This is a genomic window from Streptomyces sp. NPDC006368 (assembly GCF_040612535.1).
Taxonomy (GTDB): domain Bacteria; phylum Actinomycetota; class Actinomycetes; order Streptomycetales; family Streptomycetaceae; genus Streptomyces.
Genome location: NZ_JBEXQK010000039.1, coordinates 44,111 through 65,230 on the forward strand (window position 1 = coordinate 44,111; position 21,120 = coordinate 65,230).

Genomic DNA, 21,120 nt, shown 5'->3' on the forward strand with positions numbered 1-21,120 from the left:
CCGGTGGTGATCAGTACCAGTTGTGCGACTGCCAGAAGCTCCACGCGCCGCACGGCGTGCCGTAGCGACCGTCGATGTAGGTCAGACCCCACTTGATCTGCGTCACCGGGTTCGTCCGCCAGTCGTCACCCGACACGGCCATCTTCGTGCCCGGCAGCGCCTGCGGGATGCCGTACGCGTCGGACGACGGGTTGTCCGCGTTCCACTTCCAGCTGCTCTCCCGGGTCCACAGCTGGTCCAGGCAGTTCCACTGGGTGGTCGTGTTCCAGGCCGCGTCGTGCTTGCCCATCATGTCGCGGGCGACGGCCTTCACCTCGGCGATGTCGTTCGGGTCCGACACGGTGGTGCTGGTGGTGCAGGTGTACGTGCCGGGCTGGGCGGACAGCATCTTCTGCGTCCAGCCGTCGGTGTTCACCGGGTCCTTGGTGTTGTACTCGATGTCGGAGCCCTGGCCGTCGAGCGGGTTGCCGTCCTTGTACCAGTACATGGCACCGGTCGTCGCGATCCGCCCGTAGTAGAGGCCGCCGCCGGGGGACACGAGCTGGTCGAAGGCCGCCCAGCCGTCCGCCTTCAGGTCGTTGCGCTGCCAGTCGCCGGCGCCCACGATCTTGTAGTCCAGCAGCTTGCCCTCGGCAGTCGTCGCGCTGAGCCGGTCGTCACCGGTGGCCGTGAGGGTCTTCAGCACGAAGCCCGTGGAGATCTCGGTGCGGGCGCCGATGTGCTGCGAACCGGCGGGCTTGGCCTCGGTGACGTTGTAACGCAGGAGCAGACCGGCGGCCGTCGTGCCGTAGAGGTGGCCGTGACCGTCGTACGTCAGCTTGTCGTGCGTCCAGCCGCTGTCGGCGATCCGGGTGGGGGTGCGCTCCAGCGTGAGGATCTCGTTGTTCGTCTTGACGTCGACGCGGTAGAGCGCACCCGTCGTGGAGGTGACCAGCACCGTGTTGAAGTTGAGCGTGGCCATCGCCTTCGGCTCGAACCCGAGGTCCTGGCCGACCCGGACCTTGGCCAGGTCGCCGTTGGCCGGGTTGATCGCGCTGTACGTGATCCGGCCGTCGGGCAGGACGCCGTAGATCGACACGCTGCCGGAGCAGGACGTCGCGGCCTGGGCCGCGGGAGCGGTCACCACGCTCGCCGCGGTGAGCAGCCCGGCGCCTGCGGCGGCGGTGAGGACGAGGCTGGTGGCGCTCCGGGCAGCCTTGTGGACGGTCTTCACGGTGGGTCCCCCCTGGGTGGTGGCAGATAGCGGCGTGGGTGGTGCGGCGTGCGTGTGATGCGGACGCGCAGGGCACGGTGGAGCGGCGCGGGGCGTCGGCGCGGTGAGCGGCGTGGTGGGTGGTGCTGTGCCGTCGGCGGCTGCCGGGACGTGGGTGCGCACTGGGTGGCGCGGGGCAGCGGCGGGTGCGGCGTGGATCGTGGGTGGTGCGGGGTGTGCGGAGTGGGGCGCGTGTGCGGGGTGGGGCGGGTGGTGGCGGTTGCGCCATGGCCGCCGGTGCGGCGCGGCGTGGGGCCACCAGGGGTGTTACTGCCAGCCCATGTCGCCGTTCAGCTCCGCCGGGGCCGTCTGCCAGCCCATGTCGCCCGCCACCGTGGTGGTCGACTGACGAGCGGCGTCGGTGGCGGTGGCGACCGTGCCGCCCAGGGTGAGGGCGAGGGCGAGGACCGCGGCGGCCTGGGGGAGGCGGGTGCGAAGCATGGGTGGGCCTTTCTGCGAACGAAGCGAAGGATGGAGGTGAGCTCCTGGCCGGTTTCGCGTCCCGCGGTGACGCTTGTCCCGGCCGGTGATCCATAGCTTCGTCGCAGGTCAGGGATGGTGGAAGGGCTTTCGGGTGGACCGAACCGGCCTTGGACCAATGTGTCCAGGGAGAGCCTCACCGCCCACCGCCGCCGGCAGGAACGGGAGCAGCGGCACCCCCACATCCAGCAGCCGCGCGCCGCCCAGCGCGGGCACCTCGTCCACCAGTCGGCGGCACACCCGTGCCGTCCGGGCCTCCGCCTCCTCCAGCCGGTGGGCGAGCAGGTAGCAGCCGAGGGTGAGCCACGAAGGCGAACGGGGGTGCACGGCCAGGTGCTCGACCTCGTCGTCGGGCCGCAGCGCGGACTTCAGCAAGTTCCGCACGTCGTACGGCAGTTCTCGGCCGAACGGGAGTTCCAGATGGGCGTGAACAAGGTACATGCGCTCCACCGTCCCAGGGGAAAACGCCGGTGGCGCGGTGTCCGCCCTGGTCTGTTCCGTCCTTGGCCCCTTCCGGCCGACCTTGCGAAATCCCTCTGTGTCCCTTCACACTCCGTCTGCGAAGATCGGTCCGCACTTGTGAAGATTTCGGTCACGCCGGGGGGAAACATGCTGACTGCTCTGGGGCTCGACGCGGTTGCAGAATCGATTTACCGCGGCATGCTCATGCATCCGCAGGCCGGCGTCGTCGAACTCGCCTCTCTTCTGGGAACGGACGAGCAGGCGGTACGCGACGCCCTTGACATACTCAGCGAGCTGGCGCTCGTACGGCCGTCCGCGACCGACGCGGGCCGCCTTCGGGCCGTGTCACCCGACATCGGCATGGAAATCCTGATGGCCCGCCAGCAGGCCGAACTCGCCGCCCAGCAGCAGCGGTTGGAGGCGTCCCGGGCCGCCGCCGCCCAGCTGATCTCCGAGTACACCGAGCTGCGGCCGGCCGCCGGGCACCCGGGCGTCGAACAGCTCGTCGGGCTGGACCAGATACGCGACCGGCTGGCCTCCCTGACGCGCGAGGTACGGGAGGAGGTCATGACGTTCGCCCCCGACGGGCCGCAGACCGCCGACAACATGGCCGCCTCCCGGCCGCTGAACCAGCAGCTCCTGGAGCGCGGTGTGCGAATGCGCACGATCTACCTGGACAGCGTCCGCACCAACCGCCCCACCGTCGAGCACGCCACCTGGCTGGCCGGGCTCGGCGGCCAGGTCCGTACCGTGCCGTCGCTGCCCACCCGCCTCATCCTCACCGACCGCAAAACGGCGCTGATCCCCGTGAGCAGCGACGACTCGGCGGCGGGCGCGGTGGTGCTCACCGGTCAGGGGACGCTCGCCGCGCTGTGCGCGCTGTTCGAGACGGTGTGGGCGGGCGCGCAGCCGCTCGGGGACACCGTGCCCGTGGACGCGCACGGCCTGACCGGCCAGCAGGCGACGGTCGTCCGGCTCCTGGCGGAGGGCCACACGGACGAGGCCATCGCCAAGCGGCTCGGGGTGTCGCACCGGACGGCACGCCGGATCGCGTCGGAGCTGATGGAGCGGCTCGGCGCGCGCAGCCGCTTCGAGGCGGGTGTGCGGGCGGTCCAGCGGGGCTGGCTCGGCAAGGACTGCTGACGGACCGCTGACGGACTGCTACGGACTACGGGCTACGGACCCGGCCGCCGACGGTCCGGGCCGTGGGGACGGGCCCTGGCCGCTCAGTGGCCGAGCGGCCAGATGGCGAGCGTCTCGTAGCGCGGCCGGTCACCCGGGACACCGCGCACCGGCAGGTTGCTGCGGACCAGGACGAGTTCCTCGACCTGCCAGCGCACGCCCTCGAAGTGCTCCAGCTCGGTGACGTACGGGCGCAGGTCGGCGTGGTCCGTACGGCTGCGGGCCACCGTCAGATGCGCCTGGTAGCGGCGGTGCTCCTCCATGTCGACACCGGTGCGGCGGGCCGCCGCGTCCGCGCGCTCGGCGAGCAGCCGCATCTCGTCGAGCCCGCCCGCCGCGCCCGTCCACAGGGCGCGGCGCCCGAACCGGCCGCCGCCGTGGAGGCGCAGCGGGAAGGGCGGGGTGCGGTGGGCGGCGCGGGAGAGCCGGTCGCTCAGTTCGGGCAGGAGCCGCTCGTCGACCTCGCCCATGAACGCGAGGGTGAAGTGCCAGCCGTCCCGGCCGGTCCAGCGCAGCGCGTCCGCGTCGGGGAGGGCCCGCAGGCGTTCGACCTCGGCGGCGAGTTCCTCGACGGCCGCCGGCGGCGGCAGAACGGCAGCGAATAGCCTCATGCGGCGAGTCTGGCACGATCGGCCACGCCTGTTCCGGCTGCGTTCCGGCCGTTCCCTCCGCGACGTGGGGGCGCTCGGCGGGCAGCCGCCCCCCAGGGTCCCGGGCCCGCCGGAACGGAAGAAGGGGCCCGAACCGGGCCCCTTCCTCACCTCACGCGGCACCTCAAGCAGCACCTCACTCGGCACCTCACACGGCCACTACGCCGCCGTCGCCAGCTCTTCGCGCGGTACGAACCGCACGTGCGGGTGGCCGCGGCGCATGTCCAGCTTCAGCCGCAGGCCCCCCAGCCGGGCCAGCACCAAGCCGATGACCGCGGCGGCGACCAGCGAGACGGCACCGCCCGTGGCGAAGCCGACGCGCGCGCCGTACGTGTCGGTGATCCAGCCCACGAGGGGCGCGCCCAGCGGCGTACCACCGACGAAGACCATCATGTACAGGCTCATCACCCGGCCCCGCATGACGGGGTCGGTGGCCATCTGGACGGACGAGTTGGCGGTGACGTTCACCGTCAGGCCCAGCATGCCGATCGGGACCAGCAGCAGCGCGAAGAGCCAGAAGGCGGGCGACAGGGCCGCCGCGATCTCCAGGGCGCCGAACGCCACCGCCGCGCCGACCAGCATCCGCAGCCGCGAGGTGCCGCGCCGGGCGGAGAGGAGCGCGCCGACGAGCGAGCCGACCGCCATCAGTGTGTTGAGGAAGCCGTACATGCCCGGGCCGACGTGGAAGACGTCGTCGGCGAAGGCGGTCAGCCAGATCGGGAAGTTGAAGCCGAACGTGCCGACGAAGCCCACGAGGGCGATCGGCCAGATCAGCTCCGGGCGCGCGGCGACGTACCGCAGGCCCTCCCGCAGCTGGCCCTTGCCGCGCGGGGCGCGCTCGACCTTGTGGAGCTCACCGGTGCGCATCAGCAGCAGGGCGGTGAGCGGGGCGAGGAAGGACAGGCCGTTGACGAGGAACGCCCAGCCGCTGCCGATCGACGCGATGAGCAGGCCCGCGACGGCGGGGCCGACGAGCCGCGCCGACTGGAAGTTGGCGGAGTTCAGGCTGACGGCGTTGCGCAGGTGCGCGGGGCCGACCATCTCGGACACGAAGGACTGACGGGCCGGGTTGTCGACGACCGTGACCATGCCGAGCAGGAACGCGATCAGGTACACGTGCCAGACCTGGATGTGGCCCGACAGAGTGAGCACGGCCAGGGCCAGGCCGCACAGGCCGAGCGCGCCCTGGCTGAGGACCAGCAGGAGCCGCTTGGGATACCGGTCGGCGATCACGCCGCCGTACAGGCCGAAGAGCAGCATCGGCAGGAACTGCAGCGCGGTGGTGATACCGACCGCGGCGGCCGAGCCGGTGAGGCTGAGGACCAGCCAGTCCTGGGTGATCCGGGCCATCCACGTACCGGTGTTGGAAACGATGGCGCCGGTGAAGAAGAGCCGGTAATTGCGTACCTTCAGTGAGGAGAAGGTCGACGTGCGTGAGGTATCGGATATGTGTGCGGGTGCGGAGTCTCCTCCGTTTCCCGTACTCAAAAGTGTTCGCCTCCTCGGCTTGCCTACGTCTACAGGTGTGCGAGCTTCTCCAGCACGGGGGCGGCCGCGCGCAGCTTGGCCCACTCCTCCTCGTCCAGACTCTCGGCGAGCGCGGCCAGCCAGGCGTTCCGCTTGCGGCGGGACTCCTCCAGCATGGCCTCGGCCGTCTCGGTCTGGCTGACCACCTTCTGCCGGCGGTCGTCGGGGTGCGGCTCCAGCCGGACCAGCCCCTTGGCTTCGAGCAGCGCCACGATGCGGGTCATCGACGGCGGCTGCACGTGCTCCTTGCGGGCCAGCTCACCGGGGGTGGCGGAGCCGCAGCGGGCGAGGGTGCCGAGCACCGACATCTCGGTGGGGCTCAGCGATTCGTCGACGCGCTGGTGCTTCAGGCGTCGGCCCAGCCGCATGACGGCCGAGCGGAGCGAGTTCACGGCGGCTACGTCAGCGGGGTCACCGTGGGAGTGGTCAGGCATGTCTTTAGCGTAACTCATTACCCTCGCTAAAGACAGCGCGTCACCCGAAGGGGTGAGAGATTGCCCGAAAACGACCCGGACAGGTGGTCGAGGCGGCCACTCTGACCGGCATGTCATCGACAGTGCTCAGCCTGCGGATAGACGGAGAGCTGCTCGACCGGCTCAAGCGGCATGCGGCCAGAAGCGGAATGAGCGTCCAGGACTATGTGGTCCGGACGCTCATTCGCGAGGATTTCGACGCACGCTTCGAGGCGGCGGTCGACGAGACGGAACGGTTCTACGGCCTTACGTGAGGCGGCCCCGCGCGAGGGCCCCGCACGGGCCGGCCTTACGTGAGACCGAGGGCCGGCATGGCGTAGTAGAAGACGAACACCGCCGACACGACGTACATCGCGACCGGGACCTCCCGGCCGCGCCCGGCCGCCAGCCGCAGCACGCTGAACGCGATGAAGCCGATGCCGATGCCGTTGGTGATCGAGTACGTGAACGGCATCATCACCATCGCGAGGAACGCGGGCACGGCGATGGTGAAGTCGCTCCAGTCGATGTCCCTGACCGACCCGGCCAGGATCAGGAAACCCACCGCGAGCAGCGCGGGCGTGGCCGCCTGGGACGGGACCATGGTGGCGATCGGCGTGAGGAAGAGCGCGACCGAGAAGAGCGCACCCGTGACGACCGACGCCAGGCCGGTACGCGCGCCCTCGCCGACGCCCGCCGTGGACTCCACGAAGCAGGTGGTGGCGGAGGAGGACGTGGCGCCGCCGGAGGCGACGGCGAGGCCGTCGACGAGGAGGACCTTGTTGATGCCGGGGAAGTTGCCGTCCTTGTCCATCAGCTTCGCCTCGTCACCGACGCCGAGGATGGTGCCCATCGCGTCGAAGAAGCAGGACAGCAGGACGGTGAAGACGAAGAGGCAGCCGGTCAGCAGGCCGACCTTCTCGAAGCCGCCGAACAGACTGACCTGGCCGACGAGCCCGAAGTCGGGGGTGGCGAGCGGGTTGCCCGGCCACTTCGGGGTGGTCAGGCCCCAGGACGGGACGGTGGCGACCGCGTTGATCACCATGGCGACGATCGTCATGACGACGATCGAGATGAGGATCGCGCCGGGCACCTTGCGGATGATCAGCGCGAGGGTGAGCAGCGCGCCCAGGACGAAGACCAGGACCGGCCAGCCGGAGAGGTGGCCCGCGGCACCGAGCTGGAGCGGGACCGTGGTGTGGGCGGCGTCCGGAATGCGGGAGACGAAGCCCGAGTCGACCAGGCCGATCAGCATGATGAACAGGCCGATGCCGATGGCGATGCCCTTGCGCAGGCCGACGGGGACGGCGTTCATCACCCGCTCCCGCAGTCCCGTCGCGACGAGCAGCATCACGACGACACCGGCCAGGACCACCATGCCCATCGCGTCGGGCCACGACATGCGCGGCGCGAGCTGGAGGGCGACGACCGTGTTGACGCCCAGGCCGGCGGCGAGGGCGATGGGGACGTTGCCGATGACGCCCATGAGGAGCGTCGAGAAGGCGGCGGTCAGGACGGTCGCGGTGACGAGCTGACCGCCGTCGAGCTGGTGACCGTACATGTCCTTGGCGCTGCCGAGGATGATCGGGTTCAGCACGATGATGTAGGCCATCGCGAAGAAGGTCGCGAATCCGCCGCGTACCTCCCGGGCGACCGTGGAGCCACGCTCCGAGATCTTGAAGAAGCGGTCCAGGCCGCCGATCGGCTGCTGCGGGGACGGCGGCGTGGCGCCGGAGTCCGCGGGAGCGGTGACCGAGGAGGGCATGCGAAACCTCAGGGTGCGGGGGGCGGAAAGGGGGCTCCAACCGGTCATTTATGTATGTTCAAACGAACAGAACCAGTCAGACACAAGACGTTTCAGTATGAACACATGATTCGAAGATCGGTATCTCCGCGCGTAGAACGCGTATCCGCACGGGGTCGCGGGCGTGCCGGGGGCGCCGGGTCGGGCCCACCTACACTGTCCGCATGGCGAAGTGGACCCCCAAGCACGAGGCACCCGAGCCCCTGGAGGGGCCCGTCGTCGCCACCATCACCGGCGGCACGATCATCTGGTTCGTCCTCTTCCTCGTGCAGGTCCCCTTCTACGGCTGGTTCGCCGACCGTGACCTCACCTGGTGGGTCTGGACCTGCCTCGCCGGGGCCGGTCTGGGCCTCCTGGGCATCTGGTACGTCCGCAAGCGCGACGCGGCACTGAAGCGGGCGGCGGCGGAGCGCGGGACCGACCCCGCCTGACCGAGCGGCACACGGGGAACGACGGCCCGGCGCCCCGGTGGCCGTGCCGCCGCGTACGACTCAGGGACCATTCCCGTCGTACCAGGGGCGGAACTTCCCGCCGCTCGGCGGGTGAGCCGCGCCTTCCGGCCGTACCGTCGGAGACATGACGCAGCGGGCGAAGATCGACACCGGCCGGCCCGGCACGGAGGGCCGCCCCCTCATCGACGCCGGGGCCGAGCTCGACCCCGTGCACCCGGTGCCACCACCCGTGCGTCACCGGCCCGCCGGGCTGACCGCCGCCGAGGTGGCCGAGCGGGTCGCGCGCGGCGAGGTCAACGACGTACCCGTACGCAGCTCGCGCTCCACCGCCGACATCGTCCGCGGCAACGTCTTCACCCGCTTCAACGCCCTCATCGGCGTCCTGTGGGTGATCATGCTGATCGTCGCGCCGATCCAGGACAGCCTCTTCGGCTTCGTCATCCTCGCCAACACCGGCATCGGCATCGTCCAGGAGCTCCGCGCCAAGAAGACCCTCGACGGGCTCGCCGTCATCGGCGAGGCCAAGCCCACCGTCCGGCGCGACGGGGTCGCGACCGGCGTCCCGACGTCGGAGATCGTCCTCGGGGACTGCATCGAACTCGGGCCCGGCGACAAGGCCGTCGTCGACGGGGTCATCGCCGAGGCCGACAACCTGGAGATCGACGAGTCACTGCTGACCGGCGAGGCCGACCCCGTACTGAAGAAACCCGGCGACCAGGTCATGTCCGGCAGCTTCGTCGTCGCGGGCACCGGCGCCTTCACCGCCACCAAGGTGGGGCGCGAGGCGTACGCCGCCCAGCTCGCCGAGGAGGCGTCCCGCTTCACGCTCGTCCACTCGGAGCTGCGCTCCGGCATCTCGACGATCCTCAAGTACGTGACGTGGATGATGGTGCCGACCGCGATCGGGCTCATCATCAGCCAGCTCGTCGTCAAGGAGACCGACTTCAAGGAGTCGGTCGCCCGGACCGTCGGCGGCATCGTGCCGATGATCCCCGAAGGGCTGGTCCTCCTCACCTCCGTCGCCTTCGCCATCGGGGTCATCCGGCTGGGCCGCAAGCAGTGCCTCGTGCAGGAACTGCCCGCCATCGAAGGGCTCGCCCGCGTCGACGTCGTCTGCCTCGACAAGACCGGCACACTCACCGAGGGCGGCATGGACGTCACCGAGCTGCGCACCCTGAACGGCACGGACGAGGCGTACGTCCGCACCGTGCTCGGCGCGCTCGGCGAATCCGACCCGCGGCCGAACGCCTCCCTCCAGGCGATCATCGACACCTACCCCGACAGCGACGACTGGCGGTGCGCGCAGGCGCTCCCCTTCTCGTCGGCGCGCAAGTACAGCGGCGCCGCCTTCAGCGAGAGCGACGGGCAGACCAGCACCTGGCTGCTCGGCGCGCCCGACGTCCTCCTCCCCGACGACGCCCCCCTCCTCGGCGAGATCGACGACCTCAACCAGCAGGGGCTGCGCGTCCTGCTCCTCGCCCGCGTCACCGGTGAGCTGGACGACCCCGAGGTCGCCGCCACCGCGCAGGCCGCCGCCCTCGTCGTCCTGGAACAGCGCCTGCGGCCCGACGCGGCCGACACGCTCGCCTACTTCGCCGACCAGGACGTCGACGCCAAGGTCATCTCCGGTGACAACGCCGTCTCCGTCGGCGCCGTCGCCGGGAAGCTGGGGCTGCCCGGGGCGGAGCGGGCCGTCGACGCGCGCAGGCTGCCCGCCGAGCGGCACGAGATGGCCAAGGTCCTGGAGGACGGGAGCGTCTACGGACGCGTCACCCCGCGACAGAAGCGCGACATGGTCGGCGCGCTCCAGTCGCGCGGGCACACCGTCGCGATGACCGGCGACGGCGTCAACGACGTCCTGGCGCTCAAGGACGCCGACATCGGCGTGTCCATGGGCTCCGGGTCCGAGGCGACCAAGGCCGTCGCGCAGATCGTGCTGCTCAACAACAGCTTCGCCACGCTGCCGTCGGTCGTCGCGGAGGGACGGCGCGTCATCGGCAACATCACCCGCGTCGCCACGCTCTTCCTCACCAAGACCGTGTACTCGGTGCTGCTCGCGATCCTCGTGGTGTGCTCGCAGGTGGAGTACCCGTTCCTCCCCCGGCACCTGACCCTGCTGTCCACGCTGACGATCGGCGTCCCGGCGTTCTTCCTGGCGCTCGCCCCGAACAAGGAGCGCGCCAAGCCCCACTTCGTACGCCGCGTCATGCGGTACTCCGTGCCCGCCGGGCTCATCGCCGGCGCCACGACCTTCACCACCTACCTGCTGGCGGGAAGCCACTACAGCGGGCCGGAAGCGCTCAGCGCCGAGACGAGCGCGGCGACGCTGACGCTGTTCCTGGTGTCGCTGTGGGTCCTGGCGATCATCGCCCGGCCCTACACCTGGTGGCGGGTCGCGCTGGTGGCGACCATGGGCGCCGGCTTCCTGATCGTCCTCGTCGTGCCCTGGCTCCAGGACTTCTTCGCCCTGAGGCTCGTGGGCACGACGATGCCGTGGACGGCCGTGGCGATCGCGGCGGCGGGCGGCGCGGTCCTGGAGCTCGCCTGGCGGTACGTGGACCGCCGCTTCCCCGTCTGACCGCCGCTTCCCCGCCCGGCCTCCGTTCACCCCGCCCGGCCTCCGCTTCCCCGCCCGGCGGGCGCCCGCCGGGCGGCCGGGTCAGTCGAACCAGCGGTCGCGCGCCAGCTCCTCCGTACGGGACGGGTCCTCCAGCAGCGCCGCCACCTCGAAGCGGCGCGGCCACTGGCCCGCCGCCCACGCCAGACCCGCCGCCACGCCCTCCAGGGTCGCCGCGTGGATCGCTCCGTCCGGGGTGCGCCGCCAGTCCAGCTCGACGCCCCCGGCCCGCAGCTCCTCGTGCTCCACGTACGTCGCGGGCGTGGAGGGCCCGAGCAGGGCGTGCACGGACTCCGGTACGTCGTGCTCCTCGCCGTCCGAGGTGACGTCGGCGTCCACCGCCTCGCTCAGCCGCCGCACCTGGAACAGCTCGGCCAGATCGGCCGCCCGGGACGGGGCCACGGGCAGCAGGGGCCGGCCGGCGGTGAGCGGCAGCAGGTCGGGCGCGTCGGCGACCAGCGCGTCCGCCGCGTCCACCACCCGCACCTCGCCGTCGACCACCGCGCGCAGGTCGTCCGGCAGGGTGACCTGCTCCGGGTCGAGGTCGGCGAGCGCGGTGTACAGGCCGTGCAGCTGGGCGGCGGTCACCTCGCGGTCCGGGTCGGCGAGCCGCGCCAGCAGCTCGGCGGCGCCGCCCGGCTCGTCGAGCAGCGCGGCGACCGACGTGCGCACACCCAGGGCGCGCAGCACCTGCGCGTCCTCGAAGCCGGTCGTGTCGGCCGGGTCGTACAGGCCCTCCAGCAGCGGGTCGGCGCCCGCCGCGCGCAGACCGGCCGGGCGGCGCCCGCCCAGCACCGGGTGGTCGCGCAGCCACCACGCCGTGTACGAGCGGACGGTCTCCGTCGTGCCGTCGGGCAGCAGGACCCGCACCGGCTGGGTGAGCGCGTCGCGCAGCGGCGGCCTCGCCAGCAGGGCGAGCGCCCGCGGCCAGGCGTCGTCGTCGACGAGGTCCAGGTCCCGTACGGCGACGATCTCCGTCGCCACCGGTGGCACCGGCGTCTCGGGCAGCCGGTCGAGGACGTCCTCGCACCACACGTCGACGGCGTCGAGCAGACCGGCGTCGTCCGGCTCGGGGAAGTCCCCGTCGCGCGGCTCCAGTTCGTCCGGGTCCAGCACCACGTCCGTGGTCCGTACGAGCGCGAAGCCGGACAGCACACCACAGGCGGCGAGCGGCTGTTCGCCCCAGCGCTCCGCCAGCTCGGCGTCGCACAGCGCCAGTTCGTCCTCGCGCATGACGGACGCGAAGGGGCTGCCGGGCAGCACCAGCTCGCTCGCGGGCGCGAGTTCGCCGTCCTCGTCGGGCAGCGCGAGCGCGCCCAGCCACGGCTCGTCACCCGGCTCCAGACCGGCGTCGCGCACGAGCGTGAGGACGGTGTCCGCGAGCTCGTCCGCGTCCAGGGCCGCTTCCTCCCCGACGCCGTCGTCCCAGACGTCCTCGGCGTCCAGCGACGCGGCGACGGCCGCCCGCACCTGCGGGGTGGTCAGCACGGCGCGCGGGGTCGCCGGCAGGGCGCCCAGCTTCTCCAGCACCGGGTGCGCGGCGTCCGGGTGGGCGACCTTCAGGCCCAGGCGGGTCAGATCGGTGGGTGTGTCGGGCAGCGGCAGCAGCACCTGTCGCGGGCCGATCGCGGTACGGCCCCCGACGAGCGGCACGGGCAGGCCGGTCAGCCGGTCCGGATCGACGCCGGCCAGCGTCTCGTACAGCCGGGCCCACCACTCGGGCGCCCGCTCCACGCCCGCGAGCCGGTCGATCGCCTCACCGAGCGGCAGGCGGGCCACTCCGAGGGCGCGCAGCTCGGTACGGCGCTCCAGCCCGGCGGGCAGCAGGGTCGGCAGGACGTCCGCGAGGACGCGTACGGTGTCGGCGCCCGCGCCCTCGACGACCTCCGCCTCGAACGGGCGCAGGGCGGTGAGCTCCTCGGAGGGCGCGGCGGGCGCGAGGAACGCGACGCGCGGCAGCAGCTCCAGGACGGCGCCCCGGATCGCCCCGTCGAGCACGCCCTTGCCGAGCGGGCCCGGGACGAGAGCGATGGTGCCGGTCGACACGGGCCGCCAGTCGGCGAGCAGTTCGGCGTACGCGTCGGCGGCGCGCCGCACCAGGAAGTCCGTCAGCGGGCCGGGCGCCGGGTGACGGCGGGTGGTGTCCAGCGGGAACGACGCGATGAGCAGCGCGGGGATGCCGAGCGGCTCGTCGGTGGGCGTGGGGGCGTGCACGACGGGCGCGGTACGGGGAGGGGTGGGCGCCCCCTCGTCGTCGACGGGCACGGCCCAGGTGAGGGACCAGTGGGGGCGCAGCCGCTCCTCGACGGGCCGGTCCTTGAGCAGGTCGGCGGCGATGGAACCCTGGTGGGTGACGGTCCGCCAGCGCCGCGTGCCGCTGTCGCTGTCGTCGATGTGGACGTACCCGTCCTCCTGTCGCCGCGTCAGCACCCGGCGCCCGCCCGGCGTCTCGACGACGATCTCGGAGAGCCCGGGGAGGGTGAGCAGCAGCGCGTCGTCGATGCCCGCGAGGAGCCGCTCGGCCAGGCCGACGGCGGCGGAGTCGCGCAGCGGCAGGATGACGACCGTGTCGTACCCCTCGGGGGCGGTGCCCTCGGCGGGCAACGGGAGCCGCAGCAGCGGCACGTGGCCCTCGCGGCGGCGCAGTTCGTCACCGAGGCCGGGGCTGGCGAACGCGGCCTGGGCGGCCATCTCGCGGGCCTCGCGCAGCGACCAGCGGACGCCGCCGTGCCGGCCGACGACCGCCGGCTCGTCGCTCACCGCGAGGACGGCGGCGAAGCCGACGCCGAAGCGGCCGACCGCGCCCTCGTGGCCCTCCCGCTTCGCGGACGCGCGCAGCGTGCTCAGCGACTCGACGCCCGCCGCGTCCAGCGGGGCGCCCGTGTTGGCCGCCGCGAGCACGGCGCGGCCGTCGCCGGTGGCGTCGGCGGGGTGCAGGGTGAGCCGCAGGCGGCCGGGGACGGCGGCGCGGGCGGCGGCGTCGGCGGCGTTCTGGGCGAGCTCGACGATCAGCCGGTCGCGGTAGCCGCCGAGCGCGAGGTCCTCCTCGGCGTTGGCGTCCTCCCGGAACCGTGCGGGCCCGGCGCCCCACGCGTCGAGCACCCCGCGCCGCAGCCGCGCGGTCCCGAACGGGTCGGCCGCCCCATCGGTCGCCGTCGCCCTCACGCTCACGTTGTGCTCCGCTCTCTCGGACTGCGCCTGTACGGGGCCCGAAGGTACCGCGTGCCCGAGGCCGGCCGCCTTTCCCCACCCCTGCGGGGCGCGGGACCCCCTTCCGGGGGCGGGGTATGCCGGGGGCTCCCGCACCGGAAGGGGCCTGGTCCGGCCCCGACGGCACGCACGCCCGGAGCCCGGTCCGGCCCCGGAGGGGACGTGGATGGGGGCTGACGCCCCCGTCCCGCAGGCGCGCCGCCTCCGCACCCCGAAGACCGGCGCCCGGAACCCCGTCCCGCCCCGGGGAGGGGACGTGGAGCGGGTCGTGTTCCGGGCGTAGAACGACAGAGCGGAGCGACAGAGAGCCCCGAACACGATCCCCGGAACGTCCCCAACGGCACGTCGGCGCACCCGGTCGACCCCAAGGACCCCGCCCGCGCGGACCGGAGCCCGGTCCCGCCCCGGGACCACCCCCAAGGGCACGCACCCGCCCCCGGGCCCACGGCCGAGGGCCCCGCGCTCCGGGCCCGCCCGGAGGGCGCCCCCGCGCCCCCGGGGGGGGGTTAGCTGTGGCCCAGGTCCTCCGAGGCCGCGTCCGGGGAGGTCGCCGGGACGGAGCCGCTGTCGCGGGAGGGCCGCAGCGGGAACTCGTCCGTGCCCATCGAGTCGAGGACCGGCGGCGCCGGCCGCGGGGGCTTCGGCATGACCGCGGCCTCGGAGTGGCCGCCGCAGCCGTACGCCAGGGACACGACACGTCCGTCGGCGGGCGAGAACTCGTTGGCGCAGACACCGAACGCCTGCTTCAGCGAGCCCGAGAGCGGAAGGAGGAAGCCGCAGGTGACACAGGACGCGGGGGCGGCCTGGGCCATCGGGGTCTTCGCGCCGAAGGACTCCTCCCACCGGTCGGCGGCGACGTGCAGCCCGTACCGCGACAGGACGCGCGCCCGGCGCATGCCGAGCTCCTCGGCGACGGCCGCGATGGTGCCCCGCGAGGGGGTGCGGGAGACGATCTCGGCGTCCTCCGCGTCCACGAGGTCGGCCATGTCCTCGGACACGGCGGAGTTCGGCGGCGGCTCGTCCTCGACGGTGTAGCCGGGCTCCAGGCGCAGGTCGTCCTGTTCGGTGGGCAGCAGGTCCCCGGGGCCGAGGTCGCCGGGGCGCAGCCGCTCGCTCCACGGGACCCACTCGGGTGCCAGCAGGGCGTCGGGGCCGGGCAGCAGGACGGCCTCGTCGAGGGTGACGTTCTTCGCGCGGGACGCGCGGGCGACCGTCACGGCCCACCGCCAGCCCCGGTAGCCGAATTCACGGCACTCGAAGAAGTGCGTGACGACCCGGTCACCCTCGGCGACCACACCTGTGTGTTCGCCGACGACCCCCGGCGCCGCGGCCTCCGCGGCCGCCTCCCTGGCGAGGTCTACCGCCTCGGCGCACAGGCGGTCGGGGGCGGGGGTACGCGCAGTACGGCTTCGCGTCGTCGCAGCACTCACAGGTCTCGCTTCTCTCCTACGCCGTCTCACAGATGCGCCGGCCGGGTCGCGATGCCGGGCGGCGGGCGGAGCGGACCAGGGGGCCGCATCGACGTCCGCGCCCAACGTGTCCCGGGCACACCTATCGTCATCCATTCTGCGGGATGCCGAAGAGGCGCGCGGCCGGAAACTACCGCCGGTGGCGCGCTACGCACGCTACCCCCTCCGTCGCCCGCCGCCCACCTGCCCGCCCCAAGTAGCCGTCATAGCGGTTCACCGAAGTGGCCGGTGGGGCACTATGACGGGGTGGCAGCCGCGAGGTCGTCCGACGACGCCGGGCCGCTCCGCAGAGCGGCCGGGCGGATCGGCCGTGCCCTGCACCTGCCGTTCACCGGCACGGCGCGCGGCATCCGCCGGGCCACGCACGCCCACGGCGCGGGCGAATCCGGTCTGGGCAAACTGATCGAGCTGCACGCCGTCAACGGCGCCGGCGACGTCATGATCACCGTGGCGCTCGCGTCCACGGTGTTCTTCTCCGTGCCGACGGACGAGGCGCGCGGCCGGGTCGCGCTCTACCTCGCGATCACCATGGCGCCCTTCACGCTCCTCGCCCCCGTCATCGGCCCGCTCCTCGACCGGCTGCCGCACGGCCGCCGCGCCGCGATGGCGGGCGCGATGCTGACCCGGGCGGTGCTGGCCCTGGCGATGTCGGGCGCGGTCGCCACCGGCGGTCTGGAGCTGTACCCGGCGGCGCTCGGCGTGCTCGTCGCGTCGAAGGCGTACGGCGTCGTGCGCAGCGCCGTCGTGCCCCGCCTGCTGCCACCCGGCTTCTCCCTGGTGAAGGCGAACTCCCGGGTGACGCTGGCGGGCCTGCTCGCGACGGGCGTCGCCGCGCCCATCGGCGCGGGGCTCCAGCAGATCGGGCCGCCATGGCCGTTGTACGGGGCGTGCGCGCTGTTCATCGGCGGCACGGCCCTGGCGATGTCGATGCCGCACAAGGTGGACTCGGCGAAAGGCGAGCGCAAGGCGCACATGCTCACCCACGGGGAGCGGAGACCGAGCCTGCGCACCGTCGGCCCCTCGGTGCTGCACGGGCTCCAGGCGAACGCCGCGCACCGCGCCCTCTCCGGCTTCCTGATCTTCTTCCTGGCCTTCCTGCTGCGTGAGCATCCGCTGTCGGGACAGAGCGCGGCGGTCTCGCTCGGCATCGTCGGCGTCGCGGCGGGCGTGGGCAACGCCTGCGGTACGGCGATCGGCTCGTGGCTGCGGTCCCGCGCCCCGGAGGCGATCGTCGCGACGATGCTGACGCTCGCGCTGACGGCGGCGATCGGCGCGGCGGTGTTCTTCGGCGGGGTGGCGGTGGCGATCCTCGGCGCGGTGGCCGGGCTGTCGCAGGCGCTGGCGAAGCTGTCGCTGGACGCGATGATCCAGCGGGACGTGCCGGAGGAGGTGCGCACCTCGGCGTTCGCCCGCTCGGAGACGCTGCTCCAGATGGCGTGGGTGGTCGGTGGCGCGATCGGGATCGCCCTGCCGCTGTACGGTTCGCTCGGCATGGCGGTGGCGGCCGGGATCCTCGGGACCGGGGCCGTGGTGACGGTCCGGGGGCTGCTGACGGCGGCCCGGGGCGGCGGCACGCCGCACCCCCGCGTGGCGTGACCCGGGGCGGCGTATAGCCTTCGAGCCATGACCGTTGCGTTCTTTTCCGGTAAGGCCCGCCGGGCCGGCGTCGCTCTGGGTGCCGTCTCCGCCGGACTCCTCGTACTCTCCGCATGCGGCACCAAGCCGACCCCGCTCGCGACCGTGACGGTCGGGTCCGACTCGGTCAACGCCGAAGCGACCTGCTACAACGACGGCAAGGCGATCAAGGAATCCGAGATCCAGAAGTGCCTGGACAAGAAGTCCGGCAAGACCCTTGAGGTCTCCCTGGACGACAAGATCCGCTTCGGTGTCGACCCCGAGATCGCCGAGCACGGCTGGACCCTGTTCATCGGCGGCCAGCAGGCCGAACAAGAGCCCTACAAGAAGACGTACCGCACCATCCCGGCGAGCGCCTTCCTGTCGAGCCAGAGCGGTGAGATGTCCAACACGGCGCAGATCAGCATCGTCGAGACCAGCGGCAAGAAGCTGACCGGCATCTGGCACTTCGAGCTGAAGAAGGCGTCCTGACCCTGCGCGTCCTGGTCGTGACGGCGGTGGCGGCGGAGGCGGACCGCGTCGCCGCCGGCCTCGTCGGGTACGCGGGGTCCGCCCCGCGCACCCTGCCGAGCGGCCTCGCGCTCGCCCGCCACGCCCGCGGCCCGCTGTACGGCCCGCCGCCGCCGCCCGGCGCCGTGCCGGATTCCGCCGACGGGCTGGTGGACGTCGTCGCCGCCGGGGTGGGGCCCGCCGCCGCGGCGGTCGGCACCACCAGCGCGCTGGCATCCGCCCCGTACGCGTACGACCTCGTCGTCTCCGCCGGGATCGGCGGCGGTTTCGCGGACCGCGCGCCGCTCGGAGCGGTCGTCGTCTCGGACGCGATCGTCGCCGCCGACCTGGGGGCCGACACGCCCGACGGCTACCTGGCCGTCGAGGAGCTCGGCTTCGGCCGCTCCGTCCACCTGCCGCCGCCCGGGCTGACCGACCGGATCGCCAAGGCCCTCCACGAGGGCGAACAGCGGCACGTCGTCGCCCCGGTCCTGACCGTCTCCACCGTCACCGGCACCGCCGCCCGTACGGCCGAACTCGTCGCCCGCCACCCCACGGCGGGCGCCGAGGCCATGGAGGGCTTCGGGGTCGCCGAGGCGGCCACCGCCCACGGCGTGCCCGTCGTGGAGATCCGCGCGGTCTCCAACACGGTCGGCCCGCGCGACCGCGCCGCCTGGCGCGTCGGCCAGGCCATGGACTCCCTGCGGTACGCCTTCCAGTTGCTCAGCACCACCGTCTTCGTGGAGGACCTGTGACCCTGCGCATCGCGTACTCCCCGTGCCCCAACGACACCTTCGTCTTCGACGCGTGGGCGCACGGCCGCGTCCCGGGCGCGCCGGAGCTGGACGTGACGTTCGCGGACATCGACGTCACCAACGGATGGGCCGAGCGCGGCTCGTCCGACTTCGACGTCCTGAAGGTCTCGTACGCCGTGCTGCCCTGGGTCCTCGACGAGTACGCCCTGCTGCCGTGCGGCGGCGCGCTGGGCCGGGGCTGCGGCCCGCTGGTACTCACGCGTGAGCCCGGCGCCGACCTCACGGGCCGCACGGTCGCGGTGCCGAGCGAGCGCTCGACGGCGTACCTGCTGTTCCGGCTGTGGGCGGCGGAGGTGGTGCCGGGCGGCGTCGGCGAGGTGGTCGTGATGCCGTTCCACGAGATCATGCCGGCCGTGCGCGACGGCAAGGTCGACGCGGGTCTCGTCATCCACGAGGCGCGGTTCACCTACCAGCGGTACGGGCTGCACTGCCTCGCCGACATGGGTGAGCACTGGGAGTCCACGACGGGTCTGCCGATCCCGCTCGGCGCGATCATCGCGAAGCGCTCGCTGGGCGCTCCGACGCTGAAGCTGCTCGCTGAGTCGGCGCGCGCATCGGTCCGGATGGCCTGGGACGACCCGGAGGCGTCGCGCCCGTACGTACGCGAGCACGCCCAGGAGATGGACCCGGCGGTGGCCGATCAGCACATCGGCCTGTACGTCAACGAGTTCACGGCCGACCTCGGCGAGGACGGCTACGCGGCGGTACGGGGACTGCTGACGCGCGCGGCGGCCGAGGGGCTGGTGCCGCCCCTCGGCCCGGACGCGCTGTCGTTCGGGTGAGTCGGACGTCCAGTGGGTCGGACGTCGAGCGAGTCAGACGTCGAGCTGGTCCGCGACCGCCCGCAGCAGGCCCGCGATCTTCTTGCCGTGCACCTTGTCCGGGTAACGGCCACGCTCCAGCATGGGCGTGATGTTCTCCAGGAGCGTCGTCAGGTCCTGCACGATCGACGCCAGCTCGTCCGGCTTGCGGCGCTGTGCAGCCGCCACCGACGGGGTCGGGTCCAGGACCGTCACCGACAGCGCCTGATCACCGCGCTGCCCCGCGACGACACCGAATTCGACACGCTGGCCGGGCTTGAGGGCGTCCACCCCGGCAGGGAGCACTGACGAGTGCACGAAGACGTCGCCGCCGTCGTCGCGGGAGAGAAAGCCGAAGCCCTTCTCGCTGTTGAACCACTTGACCTTGCCGGTAGGCACGTCTGTCCTCGTCCTCGTACTCGATGTCCGGCACCGTCCGGTGCCCAGAACTGGCTCTGGATAGCACTACAACAAATCGCCCGGACCCTCCCCCAAGCTCTCGACTTCGCGCGAACAGGGCGGGCCCCCGGCGCACCAAGGCTAATGGTCCAGGGGCTGGTGACAAGACGTCGCCGGTCTGTTCCTCCGGCCTGGGAACTACCCTGGCCGAATGCGTAGTGAAACCCCCGCGGCCGACCCCGCGTCCGACGCCGCCCCCGGTGACGGCCTCGTCCGCGCCGGCGGCATCGTCTTCGTCATCGGCGCCCTCGCCACCCTCGTCACGGTGGCACCGCTGTTCCTGGGCACGGACCCCTTCCCGCCGGTCGCGTACGCCGTGTGCATGCTCATGGGCGTCGGGTTCCTGATCGCCGCCGCCGGTGTGCTGCGGTCGATCGCCGCGCAGCGCCGTCAGGCCAGGTCCGCCGCCAGGCCCGCCCGGTAGGCCTCCCACCAGGCAGGAAAGGCCGTCAGGTCGTCCAGGACCACGTCCGCGCCGGCCGCCCGTAGCTCCTCGGCGTCACACGGGCCGGTCGGTACGGAGACGGCGAGCGCCCCCGCCGCCCGGGCGCCGCGCACATCACCGGTGTGGTCGCCGACGTACACGCGCGCCCCGTGCTCGCGCAGCGCCTCCGCCTTGGCCTCGGCCCACAGTCGGCCGATCACCGCGTCCGGCTCCATGCCCAGGTGGGCGAGGTGCAGCTTGGCGTTCGGCTGGTGCTTGGCGGTGACGACGACGGCCCGGCCGCCCGCCGCGCGAACGGCCTGAATCGCTTCCCGGGCGCCGGGCAGCGCGAGCGTGGGCCCGATCGCGTACGAGGGATAGATCTCGCGGTAGCGGTCGCCCATCTCCCGGATACGGTCGGCCGGGAACCAGTGCGCCAGCTCCTGTTCGAGGGGCGGACCGAGGCGCGTGACGGCCAGGTCGGCGTCGATCCACACCCCGGTTTCGGCGGAAAGAGCCCGGTACGCGGCGTGGATTCCGGGCCGCGAATCGATCAGCGTCATGTCGAGGTCGAAGCCGACGGTGAGCGGCACGGCGGGCACGGAAGGGTTCGGGGGCATGGGCGCCATTGTGCCGGGTGCGGTGTGCGGGCCGGGGCTGTTGGGCTCGCCCCGGTGCGTGGGGTGATCGGTCCCTGGGTGCGGGGCGGGCGGGGGCCTGTTCGGCGGGGCCCGGTGTGTGGGGTGACCGGTCCTGGGGTGCGGGGTTTGTTGGGCGGGGCCCGGTGCGAGGGGTGATCGGTCCTGGGGTGCAGGGCCGGGTCCTTGGGCTGGGCCCTGTTGCGTGGGCGTCGTTGGGGGCCGTTCCGGGGATCGTGTTCTGGGCTCTCTGTCGCTTCGCTCTGTCGTTTTACGCCCAGAACACGACCCGCTCCACGTCCC

Annotated in this window: 20 protein-coding genes; 9 read left to right on the top strand and 11 right to left on the bottom strand. The window is 72.8% G+C overall.

What is annotated here, in order from left to right; all coding sequences use genetic code 11:
• Positions 1-10 precede the first annotated feature (10 nt).
• The 3 genes from ABZZ38_RS24190 to ABZZ38_RS24200 form a co-directional block, all read right to left on the bottom strand.
• Complete coding sequence (locus ABZZ38_RS24190) at positions 11-1,213, bottom strand: tachylectin-related carbohydrate-binding protein (RefSeq protein WP_356743456.1); 1,203 nt, start codon at positions 1,211-1,213, stop codon at positions 11-13.
• 306 nt (positions 1,214-1,519) lie between these two features.
• Positions 1,520-1,693: a hypothetical protein gene (locus tag ABZZ38_RS24195; RefSeq protein WP_356743460.1), complete on the bottom strand. Its 174-nt coding sequence runs from the start codon at positions 1,691-1,693 to the stop codon at positions 1,520-1,522.
• Between the two features lie 108 nt (positions 1,694-1,801).
• On the bottom strand, positions 1,802-2,173 hold the full coding sequence (locus tag ABZZ38_RS24200) for a hypothetical protein (protein WP_356743464.1): 372 nt from the start codon (positions 2,171-2,173) through the stop codon (positions 1,802-1,804).
• 168 nt (positions 2,174-2,341) lie between these two features.
• Here ABZZ38_RS24200 and ABZZ38_RS24205 point away from each other — a divergent pair, with 168 nt between their 5' ends.
• Positions 2,342-3,337 carry a helix-turn-helix transcriptional regulator gene (locus ABZZ38_RS24205; protein WP_356743466.1) on the top strand — a complete coding sequence of 332 codons (996 nt, stop codon included), beginning with the start codon at positions 2,342-2,344 and terminating at the stop codon, positions 3,335-3,337.
• A gap of 83 nt (positions 3,338-3,420) precedes the next feature.
• Here the strand turns inward: ABZZ38_RS24205 and thpR are convergent, their stop codons facing one another.
• The 3 genes from thpR to ABZZ38_RS24220 all read right to left on the bottom strand — a co-directional run bounded on the left by thpR (position 3,421) and on the right by ABZZ38_RS24220 (position 5,987).
• Positions 3,421-3,987, bottom strand: coding sequence for an RNA 2',3'-cyclic phosphodiesterase (gene thpR / locus ABZZ38_RS24210; protein WP_356743468.1), 567 nt, complete (start codon positions 3,985-3,987; stop codon positions 3,421-3,423).
• A 198-nt stretch (positions 3,988-4,185) separates the two neighbouring features.
• Positions 4,186-5,514: an MFS transporter gene (locus ABZZ38_RS24215; RefSeq protein WP_356743470.1), complete on the bottom strand. Its 1,329-nt coding sequence runs from the start codon at positions 5,512-5,514 to the stop codon at positions 4,186-4,188.
• A gap of 29 nt (positions 5,515-5,543) precedes the next feature.
• Positions 5,544-5,987 carry a MarR family transcriptional regulator gene (locus ABZZ38_RS24220; protein WP_356743472.1) on the bottom strand — a complete coding sequence of 148 codons (444 nt, stop codon included), beginning with the start codon at positions 5,985-5,987 and terminating at the stop codon, positions 5,544-5,546.
• Positions 5,988-6,097: 110 nt separating this feature from the next.
• Here ABZZ38_RS24220 and ABZZ38_RS24225 point away from each other — a divergent pair, with 110 nt between their 5' ends.
• The gene (locus tag ABZZ38_RS24225; RefSeq protein WP_356743474.1) at positions 6,098-6,280 is read left to right on the top strand and encodes a ribbon-helix-helix protein, CopG family; all 183 of its coding nucleotides are present in this window, start codon (positions 6,098-6,100) and stop codon (positions 6,278-6,280) included.
• Positions 6,281-6,315: 35 nt separating this feature from the next.
• Here the strand turns inward: ABZZ38_RS24225 and ABZZ38_RS24230 are convergent, their stop codons facing one another.
• The gene (locus ABZZ38_RS24230) at positions 6,316-7,770 is read right to left on the bottom strand and encodes an NCS2 family permease (RefSeq protein WP_356743476.1); all 1,455 of its coding nucleotides are present in this window, start codon (positions 7,768-7,770) and stop codon (positions 6,316-6,318) included.
• Between the two features lie 203 nt (positions 7,771-7,973).
• On the opposite strand from ABZZ38_RS24230, the gene ABZZ38_RS24235 reads away from it, so the two are divergent.
• Together ABZZ38_RS24235 and ABZZ38_RS24240 are read left to right on the top strand one after the other, a co-directional pair.
• Positions 7,974-8,240 carry a DUF2530 domain-containing protein gene (locus ABZZ38_RS24235; protein ID WP_356743478.1) on the top strand — a complete coding sequence of 89 codons (267 nt, stop codon included), beginning with the start codon at positions 7,974-7,976 and terminating at the stop codon, positions 8,238-8,240.
• Between the two features lie 145 nt (positions 8,241-8,385).
• Positions 8,386-10,839 carry an HAD-IC family P-type ATPase gene (locus tag ABZZ38_RS24240; protein WP_356743480.1) on the top strand — a complete coding sequence of 818 codons (2,454 nt, stop codon included), beginning with the start codon at positions 8,386-8,388 and terminating at the stop codon, positions 10,837-10,839.
• Between the two features lie 81 nt (positions 10,840-10,920).
• Here the strand turns inward: ABZZ38_RS24240 and ABZZ38_RS24245 are convergent, their stop codons facing one another.
• Together ABZZ38_RS24245 and ABZZ38_RS24250 are read right to left on the bottom strand one after the other, a co-directional pair.
• Entirely contained in the window at positions 10,921-14,043 is a 3,123-nt protein-coding gene (locus ABZZ38_RS24245; RefSeq protein ID WP_356743503.1) for a molecular chaperone Hsp90, read from the bottom strand.
• Positions 14,044-14,594: 551 nt separating this feature from the next.
• Complete coding sequence (locus ABZZ38_RS24250; protein ID WP_356743482.1) at positions 14,595-15,518, bottom strand: DUF3027 domain-containing protein; 924 nt, start codon at positions 15,516-15,518, stop codon at positions 14,595-14,597.
• A 285-nt stretch (positions 15,519-15,803) separates the two neighbouring features.
• Between ABZZ38_RS24250 and ABZZ38_RS24255 the strand changes: the two genes are divergently transcribed.
• From ABZZ38_RS24255 to ABZZ38_RS24270, 4 genes are read left to right on the top strand one after another with little or no spacing between them, the layout of a single operon-like run.
• Positions 15,804-17,153, top strand: a complete 1,350-nt coding sequence (locus tag ABZZ38_RS24255; protein WP_356743484.1) for an MFS transporter — start codon at positions 15,804-15,806, stop codon at positions 17,151-17,153.
• A 27-nt stretch (positions 17,154-17,180) separates the two neighbouring features.
• Positions 17,181-17,663 carry a DUF2771 domain-containing protein gene (locus ABZZ38_RS24260; RefSeq protein WP_356743486.1) on the top strand — a complete coding sequence of 161 codons (483 nt, stop codon included), beginning with the start codon at positions 17,181-17,183 and terminating at the stop codon, positions 17,661-17,663.
• A gap of 17 nt (positions 17,664-17,680) precedes the next feature.
• On the top strand, positions 17,681-18,436 hold the full coding sequence (locus tag ABZZ38_RS24265; RefSeq protein ID WP_356743488.1) for a futalosine hydrolase: 756 nt from the start codon (positions 17,681-17,683) through the stop codon (positions 18,434-18,436).
• Entirely contained in the window at positions 18,433-19,278 is an 846-nt protein-coding gene (locus ABZZ38_RS24270) for a 1,4-dihydroxy-6-naphthoate synthase (protein WP_356743490.1), read from the top strand. The genes ABZZ38_RS24265 and ABZZ38_RS24270 overlap by 4 nt, the downstream gene beginning before the upstream one ends.
• A gap of 33 nt (positions 19,279-19,311) precedes the next feature.
• Here the strand turns inward: ABZZ38_RS24270 and ABZZ38_RS24275 are convergent, their stop codons facing one another.
• On the bottom strand, positions 19,312-19,695 hold the full coding sequence (locus ABZZ38_RS24275; protein WP_031073201.1) for a cold-shock protein: 384 nt from the start codon (positions 19,693-19,695) through the stop codon (positions 19,312-19,314).
• 211 nt (positions 19,696-19,906) lie between these two features.
• Between ABZZ38_RS24275 and ABZZ38_RS24280 the strand changes: the two genes are divergently transcribed.
• The gene (locus ABZZ38_RS24280; protein ID WP_356743492.1) at positions 19,907-20,179 is read left to right on the top strand and encodes a hypothetical protein; all 273 of its coding nucleotides are present in this window, start codon (positions 19,907-19,909) and stop codon (positions 20,177-20,179) included.
• Here the strand turns inward: ABZZ38_RS24280 and ABZZ38_RS24285 are convergent.
• Entirely contained in the window at positions 20,146-20,799 is a 654-nt protein-coding gene (locus ABZZ38_RS24285) for a haloacid dehalogenase-like hydrolase (protein WP_356743494.1), read from the bottom strand. The two genes, ABZZ38_RS24280 and ABZZ38_RS24285, sit on opposite strands and share 34 nt — an antisense overlap.
• Between the last annotated feature and the right edge of the window lie 321 nt (positions 20,800-21,120).